This window comes from Streptomyces sp. NPDC043952, from assembly GCF_056435325.1.
In genome coordinates this window covers 189,659-197,718 of record NZ_JBWKES010000013.1, presented here as the reverse complement: position 1 = coordinate 197,718, position 8,060 = coordinate 189,659, and the positions used below count along the sequence as shown (strand labels likewise).

General features: G+C 74.7%; 4 protein-coding genes. 3 read left to right on the top strand and 1 reads right to left on the bottom strand.

What is annotated here, in order from left to right:
- Positions 1 to 101 precede the first annotated feature (101 nt).
- Entirely contained in the window at positions 102 to 1,856 is a 1,755-nt protein-coding gene (locus tag AC069R_RS17845) for a carbohydrate binding domain-containing protein (protein WP_478767721.1), read from the bottom strand.
- Between the two features lie 342 nt (positions 1,857 to 2,198).
- Between AC069R_RS17845 and AC069R_RS17840 the strand changes: the two genes are divergently transcribed.
- The 3 genes from AC069R_RS17840 (at position 2,199) to AC069R_RS17830 (ending at position 8,058) form a co-directional block, all read left to right on the top strand.
- On the top strand, positions 2,199 to 3,890 hold the full coding sequence (locus AC069R_RS17840; protein WP_478767720.1) for a sigma-70 family RNA polymerase sigma factor: 1,692 nt from the start codon (positions 2,199 to 2,201) through the stop codon (positions 3,888 to 3,890).
- Between the two features lie 781 nt (positions 3,891 to 4,671).
- Positions 4,672 to 5,193, top strand: coding sequence for a peptide-methionine (S)-S-oxide reductase MsrA (gene msrA / locus AC069R_RS17835; RefSeq protein WP_478767719.1), 522 nt, complete (start codon positions 4,672 to 4,674; stop codon positions 5,191 to 5,193).
- 99 nt (positions 5,194 to 5,292) lie between these two features.
- On the top strand, positions 5,293 to 8,058 hold the full coding sequence (locus tag AC069R_RS17830; RefSeq protein WP_478767718.1) for a winged helix-turn-helix domain-containing protein: 2,766 nt from the start codon (positions 5,293 to 5,295) through the stop codon (positions 8,056 to 8,058).
- The last annotated feature ends 2 nt before the right edge of the window (positions 8,059 to 8,060 follow it).

Genomic DNA, 8,060 nt, shown 5'->3' with positions numbered 1-8,060 from the left:
CGGACGAACTCCCACTCGGCATCCGACAGTTCATGGCGACGTATCACGACACCATGATCTACCAGCAATGATCATTTGAAGACACCGCCTAGGGGAGACGCTCAGCCGAGGGCGAGATCGTCGGCGTACACGCTGCCCTGGCCGTACCACCCGTGGACGTACACGGTCACGGTGCCGCTGCTGCCGGTCGTGAAAGCGACCTTCAGCTGGTTCCAGCTCGAACTGTTCGACCAGGTGCTGGCGGTGGCGCCGCCGCTGACGCCGAGGTAGGCGTAGGGGCCCTGCACCCAGCCGGTGAGCGTGTAGCTGTGGTTGGGGGAGAGGGTGACGGTCTGGTCGCACTCGCCGGTGCCGCCGGAGTCGGGGGTGACCTGGAGGGCGTGGCTGCCGGAGTGCACCGGGGTGGAGACCAGCGTGCTGGCGCCGGTACAGGTCCAGGGGCCGAGGGAACCGGTCTCGAACCCGGCGTTGGTCAGCGAGCCCCCGCCCCCGCCGCCGCTGCTCGTGACGGTGAGCGTGTAAGTCGCGCTGTGGGTGCCGCCGGTGCCCGTGCCGGTGACCGTGATCGGGTAGGTGCCCGCGGCCACGGAGGAGCCGACCGCCGCCGTCAGGGTCGAGGCGCTGCCGGAGGTCACCGAGGCAGGGCTGAAGGAGACGGTGACGCCGGAGGGCACGCCGGAGGCGGTGAGGGCCACGGACTCGGCGCTGCCCGAGGTGGTGGCCGTGGCGACGCTCGCGGTCGCGGAACCGCCCTGGGCGACGGAGGCGGAGCCGGGGGAGAGGGACAGCGAGAAGTCACTGCTCGTACCGCCGCCCCCGCCCCCGCCACCGCCGCCTGAACTGCCCTCGTACGGCACGAACGCGTCCGTGAACGCCAGGCTGCTCTGGCTGATCTCGCTGCACGTGGGCAGGGAGTTGGCGCTTCCGCTGCACGGCTGGTCCCGGTTGACGGACCAGAAGGCGAGCCGCCCCACGCCGTTCTGCGCGGCGAAGTTCTCGACGGTCTGGGCGTCGGCCAGGGTGAACGTGGAGCCGTCGTCGTTCTTGCCGATCATCGGGGTGATGCCGAGGTTGGCGTAGCCGTACCCGGAGTCGACGGACTGCATCTGCGCCAGCGTGGCCTTGGCGGCGTCGATCGAGCCCTGGCCCATCTCGGTGCCGGTGCCGGCGTAGTAGTCCATGGTCATGATGTTGACGACGTCGATCTTGACGCCCGCGTTCTCGGCGGCCTTGAGGATGTTGACGCCGTCATTGGTCAGACCGCTCGCCAGCACCGGCAGGGTGACGGAGAACTGGAGGTTCGGGTTGGCCGCCTTCAGGTCCTTCATCGCCTGCATCTGGCGGGCCGCGGCGGCGGTGTCCGCGACGGCGGCGCCCTCGATGTCGAAGTCCAGCTGGGTGACGCCGTAGTCGTCGATGAGGGCCTGGTACCCGGCGTCGATGCTGCTCTGCGTGGTGCAGGTCCAGGCGAGCGGCAGACCGCTGGCGCCGCCCGAGGAGATGATCACGGAGGCGCCCTCGGACTTGGCCTTCGCGATCTCGGGGTCGGTGTAGGAGTCGTTGCCGATGGGGAGTGTGTCGCCCCAGACCTGGTTGCAGCCCTCGCCGAGGACGAAGGCGGCGGTGTAGGCCTTGAGGTGGTGCCCGGTGATCGCGGTGTCGAGCAGGCCCTCCTGGCCGTTCGACATGTCCACGTAGGGCGCGACGGAGTAGACGCTGCTTGCCGCGGCATCGCTCGTCGCCGCGGTGTGCGCCGCCGCGCTGCTCGCGGGGGCGACGGCGACGGCCGCGCCGGTGACCGCGAGCGCGAACGCGCAGGCGGAGGCGGCGAGTCCGCCCAGTCTTGCCAGGTGCATGACAGTGTGCCCCTCTCGGGGACGCCCTTAGGGCGTGGGGTGGTGGGGTGGTGGTGCCGTGCACGGCGGGGGTGTTGGTACATACCAAACCGCCGCCGACCCACCCCGTCAAGAGGACTAGACCAACTTCGATCCTGTGAACCCGGCGACGGGCGACCGGAGTTGGCCCGCGTGGCGCCGCCGGGTCCCCGGACCGTGGTGCCGGGCACCCGAGCCCCGCGCCGGAAACCCGGTGCCGGAAGCGGCCGGAAATCGGCCCCCGAGAACCGTTATCCGAGCCGCCTCGAACGGTCTCCCAGTCATCGGGAACAATCGTTCGGCGTCGAGGACGGGAAACATCTGATGAGCACACGGCACACGGACGCGGCGGAGACGGCGGCCCTGGTGATCGCGGCCCGCGAGGGCGACGCGGCGGCCCAGGACGCCCTGGTCAGCGCCTACCTTCCGCTGGTCTACAACATCGTGGGGCGGGCGCTGAACGGCTCGGTGGACGTCGACGACGTGGTGCAGGAGACCATGCTGCGCGCCCTCGACGGCCTGGGCGGGCTGCGCGCCCCCGAGCGCTTCCGCTCCTGGCTCGTCGCGATCGCGATGAACCAGGTCCGCGACCACTGGCAGGACCGGCGGTCCGCCCCCGCCGCCGTGGAGGAGGCGCACGAGCTGGCCGATCCCGGCGCCGACTTCGTGGACCTGACGGTGGTGCAGCTGCAACTGTCGGGCCAGCGCCAGGAGACCGCGCACGCTACGCGCTGGCTGGAGCCCGACGACCGGGGGCTGCTGTCGCTGTGGTGGCTGGAGTGCGCGGGCGAGCTGACCCGTGCCGAGGTCGCCGCCGCCCTGGAGCTGACGCCGGAGCACACCGCGGTCAGGGTGCAGCGGATGAAGGCCCAGCTGGAGGCGGCGCGGGTGGTGGTACGGGCGCTCGACGCCCGGCCGCGCTGCGAGGAACTGCGGGGCGTGCTGGCCGCCTGGGACGGCAAACCCTCGGCGCTGTGGCGCAAGCGCATCGCCCGGCACGCCCGCGGCTGTTCGCGCTGCTCCGGGCTGTGGAGCGGGCTGATGCCCGCGGAGGGACTGCTGGCCGGCCTCGCGCTGGTCGCCGCGGCACCCGCGCTGTACGCCGCGCTGCGCTGCGCCCCCGGCGGGATGGCACCGGTCGCGGCGGCGACCCCGTACGACACCTCGGCCGGGCCCGCCGGTTCGGGTTCGGGTTCGCTCACAGGTTCCGGTTCCGGGGCGGGGACCGGACGGCGGGCCGCGCGGCGCTCGGGCGGGCGCGGCGACGGGCGCGACGGCACGCGCAGCGCGTCCCGGCGGCGCCGGCGCATGCGGCGCCGGATCGTCGGTGGCGTCGTCGTGGCCTGTGTCGCGGGCGGCGGCCTCTGGTACTTCGGCATGGACTCCGGTCCCGGCGCCGGTGAGAAGGCCGCCGACCGGAACACCAACGCCTCCGTGGCCGACCTCTCCGCGCCGAGCGCCGTACCCACCTCGGCGTCGCCCTCGCCGTCCCCGTCGAAGTCCGCGAAGCCGAAGAAGCCGGAGAAGAAGGCGACCAAGCGCCCGAGCCCGAGCCCGACGCGGAAGAGTACGCCGACGCCGCGCCCGTCCACCCCGCCGGCCCCGGTGCGCACCACCGCGCCGGCGCCGGCCGGTGACACCGTCAGCCAGGTGCTCGCGCTGGTCAACCAGCAGCGCACCGGCGCCGGTTGCTCCCCGCTGACCGAGGACCCGCAGCTCCAGCAGGCGGCGCAGGCGCACTCCGACGACATGGCCGCGCGGCACTTCTTCGACCACGTCAACCCGGACGGCGTCGATCCCGGCCAGCGCATCACCGCCGCGGGGTACCGGTGGTCGACGTACGGCGAGAACATAGCCATGGGCCAGCAGACCCCGGCCTCGGTGATGGACGCGTGGATGAACAGCCCCGGCCACCGGGCCAACATCCTCAACTGCGCCTTCAAGAACATCGGCGTCGGCGTGCACAAGGGCACGGGCGGCCCCTGGTGGACCCAGGACTTCGGCACGAAGATGTGACCCGGCCCGCGTGACAACCCCTGGGCGGGGGGACCGCCCAGGTTGCCGACTCCGGGCGCGCATGGCCGTTGGGCGAGCGCGTCGAGGCGCGGCTCGGAGACGGGGCGCAGCCAACTCGCCCGTGATCGCCCCGAGCCGGGCGCACACCCGTGCGGGGTCTCGGGCAGGGGGCGGGCGGAGAGGGTGCGGAGCAGGGTGCCGGTGGTGGCGACCCCGTGGGTGGCCCCGCGGGTGCCGGTCACGCCGCCAGTGATCCGGCGGCCCCTGGTGCCGGCCGCGATGTTCCCGCCGGGCCGCGCGAAGGGGTGGACACCGCGCCGCCTCGACCGGCCGCTGCCCTGCGTGCGTGCCTGATCGCGCCGCCGCACCGGCCGCTGGCCCCGCGTGCGTGCGTACCTGACAGCACCGCCCGTGACCGGCCGCTGCCCGGCGTGCCCGCCTGACCGCGCCGCCGCACCGGCTGCTGCCTGGCGTGCGTGCTTGACTGCGCTGCCCGTGACCGGCTGCTGCCTGGCGTGCGTGCTTGACCGCGCTGCCCGTGACCGGTCGCTGCCCTGCGTGCGTGTCTGACCGCGCTGCCCGTGACCGGCCGCTGCCCTGCGTGCGTGCCTGATCGCGCCGCCGCACCGGCCGCTGGCCCCGCGTGCGTGCGTGCCTGACCGTGCCGCCCCCGCCCGGCCGGTGGCCCTTCGCCGGGCGCGCGTGGGCGGTATTACGCTGGATGACCGTGCCCCCGGCACGTCAACAGGGGTGCGGGGCCGGACGAAGCAGGGAGCGACCGATGACAGCGGGAACCGAGCGAGCCGTACTTGCGGGCGGTTGTTTCTGGGGCATGCAGGATCTGATCCGCAAGCAGCCCGGCGTGGTCTCCACCCGCGTCGGCTACAGCGGCGGCGACACCCCGAACGCCACCTACCGCGACCACGGCGACCACGCCGAGGCCATCGAGATCCTGTACGACCCCGCGGTGACCAGCTACCGCGACATCCTGGAGTTCTTCTTCCAGATCCACGACCCGACCACCCGCGACCGCCAGGGCAACGACATCGGGCGCAGCTACCGCTCCGCGATCTTCTACGACGGCGAGGAGCAGCACCGCATCGCCGTCGACACCATCGCGGACGTCGAGGCCAGCGGACTGTGGCCCGGCAAGGTGGTCACCGAGCTGGCGCCGGTCGGCGACTTCTGGGAGGCCGAACCCGAGCACCAGGACTACCTGGAGCGCTACCCCAACGGCTACACCTGCCACTTCCCGCGGCCGAACTGGAAGCTGCCGCGCCGCGCCTCGTCCACCACCGACTGAGCCGCCCCGCACCGGGCACCACCCGCTCGTGTGGCGCGTCGTCCCCCAGGGGAGATCCTGGGGGGAGGAGCGGAGCACGCTGTCCGCGACCCGACGACGATGGTGGTGACCACCATGGGCGTGCCGGACGAGACCGGAACGGACCCTTACGGGCCCGCCGATCCCTGCGGGGATCCGTTCCTGCGGGCCAGGTTCGCGATCCCCGCCCTCCCGGTGACCTATCTGCGCCGCGACCGGCTGCTCGGACACCTGGACCTGGCCCCGCGTACCCCGCTGACCGTGGTCGGCGGGGCCGCCGGGGCGGGCAAGACGCTGCTGGTCGCCGACTGGGCCGCGACCCGCGGGCCACGCGTCGCCTGGCTCACCGCGCAGATGGCCGACAAGGGCCGCGGCACCTTCTGGGCCTACCTCCTCCAGGCCCTGCGGCTGGCCGGAGTGCCCCTCTCCGCCGAAGTCGGCCTGCCCGCCGAGGCCGGCCGTGTGGACGACGCGCTGCTCACCCGGCTCGCCGCCGAACTCGGCGCCCACGCGCGACCCGTGACCGCGGTCATCGACGAGTACGACCGCGTCACCGACCCGGAGATCGCCGACCAGCTGGAATTCGTGCTCCGGCACGCGCACACCGGCATCCGCCTGGTCCTGGTCACCCGTACCGAACCGCTGCTGCCCCTGCACCGCTACCGGGCGGCCGGCGCGATCACCGAGATCCGCAACGACGAACTGGCCTTCACCCCCGAGGAGGCCACCGGCCTGCTGGCCCTGCACGGCCTGCGGCTGCCGCCCGACGAGGTGGACGCGCTGCTGGCCCGCACCCGCGGCTGGGCGGCGGGCCTGCGGCTGAGCGCGCTGGCCGCGCAGGGGGAGCGCGACCCGCGGTCGTACCTGAGGGAGTTCGAGGCCGACCGCACCACCATCGGGGACTACCTGATCGCCGAAGTGCTCAGGCGGCAGCGCGCCGAGACCCAGGACCTGCTGCTGCGGATCAGCGTCCTCGACCGGTTCTGCCCCGCCCTCGCCGACGCGCTCACCGGACGCGCCGACGCCGAGCTGATCCTCACCGCGCTGCACCGCGAGAACGCCTTCGTGGAAGACCTCGGGCACTCCTGGTTCCGGCTCCATCCGCTGTTCCGGGAGATCCTGCGCGCCCATCTGCGGGCCCGGCTCCCCGGCCTGGAGACCGAGCTGCACCGCCGGGCGGCGGGCTGGCTGCGCCGCCACGGCCCGCTCGCCGAGACCCTGGAGCACGCCGCCGCCGCGGGCGACTGGGCGGCCGCCGCCAGTGCCCTCGTCGGCGACCTCGCCCTCGGCGAACTGCTCACCGGACCGCGCGCCGAACCCCTGGCCGCGATCTTCTCCGCCCTGGGGCCCGAGCCGCGGACCCCGGCCACCGACCTGGTGCGCGCGGCCCGCGAGCTGTCCCTCGGCGACCTCGACCGGGGCCTGCCGCACCTGCGCCGGGCCGCGCGCGAGCTGGACCGGGCCCGGAGCACACCAGGGCCGGGCCTGGAGGACGACCCCGCACAGCTCGCCGCCGCCCGCCTCGGCCGCACCCTCCTCGACGTCCTCGCCGCCCGGCTGACCGGCTCGCCCTCGCGCGCCGAGGCCGCCGCCCGCCGCGCCGAGGAGCTGCGGCGGGAGGTGCCCGGCCGGCTGCTGGACCGGCACCCCGAACTGACCGCCCTGCTGCGCGCCCACCTCGGCGCCGCCCGCCTGTGGGCCGGCCGGTTCCCGCAGGCGCGGGCGGCCCTGACCGCGGTGACCGACCACGGGGCTACGACACCGGCGCCACCGGCATCCACGCGGGAACCGGCGGTCACGGTGCCGGTCGCGGCGACCGCCCGGCTCCGCGCGGAGTGCCTTGCCCACCTCGCGCTGCTCGACCACCTCGACGGCCGCCCCGGCCGCGCCGAACGCAAGGCGCTCGCCGCGCTCGCCGCCGATCCCGCGGGCCCCTGCGCACCGTCCGGAGCCGGGCCGGCCACCCTCGTCCTGGCCGCCGTCGCCACCGACCGCGACGAACTGGACCGGGCCGAGGCGCTGCTCGCCCCGCCGCCCGACGCGGCCGACGCCCGCCACCCGGTGCGCGACCCGGTGACCCGGTCGCTGCACGCCCTGGTCACCGCGCGTCTGCTGCTCGCCCGCGGCGACACCGAGGGCGCGCTGGAGGCGGCCGACCGTGCCGTCGTCGCCGAGGAGCCCTCCCCCTGGGCCGAGGCCCACGCGGCGCTGGTGGCCGCCGGTGCCCATCTCGCCGACGGGCGCCCGGAGTTGGCCGTCAAGCTGCTGACGGAACTGCCCGGCGAGGACCCGCTGTGCCTGGTGGGCGCGGCACAGGCCGAACTGGCCGCGGACCGCCCCCCGCACGCCCTCGCCCTGCTCGACCGGATCCGCCCGCAGCAGGCCACCGCCCCGCTGATCGCCGTCCGGACGGCCCTGGTCAGGGCGCGGCTCGCCGGCGTCGAGGGCGACCGCGAGGCCCGGCGCCGGCTGGTGGCGCGGGCGCTGCGCGAGGCCCGGCGGGACCGGCTGCGGCGCCCCTTCAGGGAGGCGGGGCCCTGGCTGCGGCCGCTGCTCGCCACGCCGCCGCTGCGTCCGCTCGCCGAGGGCTGGCTGCTGCCCGGCGCCGCCGGCCCGGACGGCACCGCGCCCGTGGCCGAACCGCCGCCCGTGGTCGAGGAGTTGAGCGGACGGGAACGCGATGTGCTGGTCCGGCTCGCCGAGATGATGTCCACCGAGGAGATCGCCGCCGACCTCTACGTCTCCGTCAACACGGTCAAGACCCACCTCAAGAGCGCCTACCGCAAGCTGGGCGTGAACCGCCGCCACGACGCCGTGCACCGCGCCCGTGAACTCGGCCTGCTGTGACC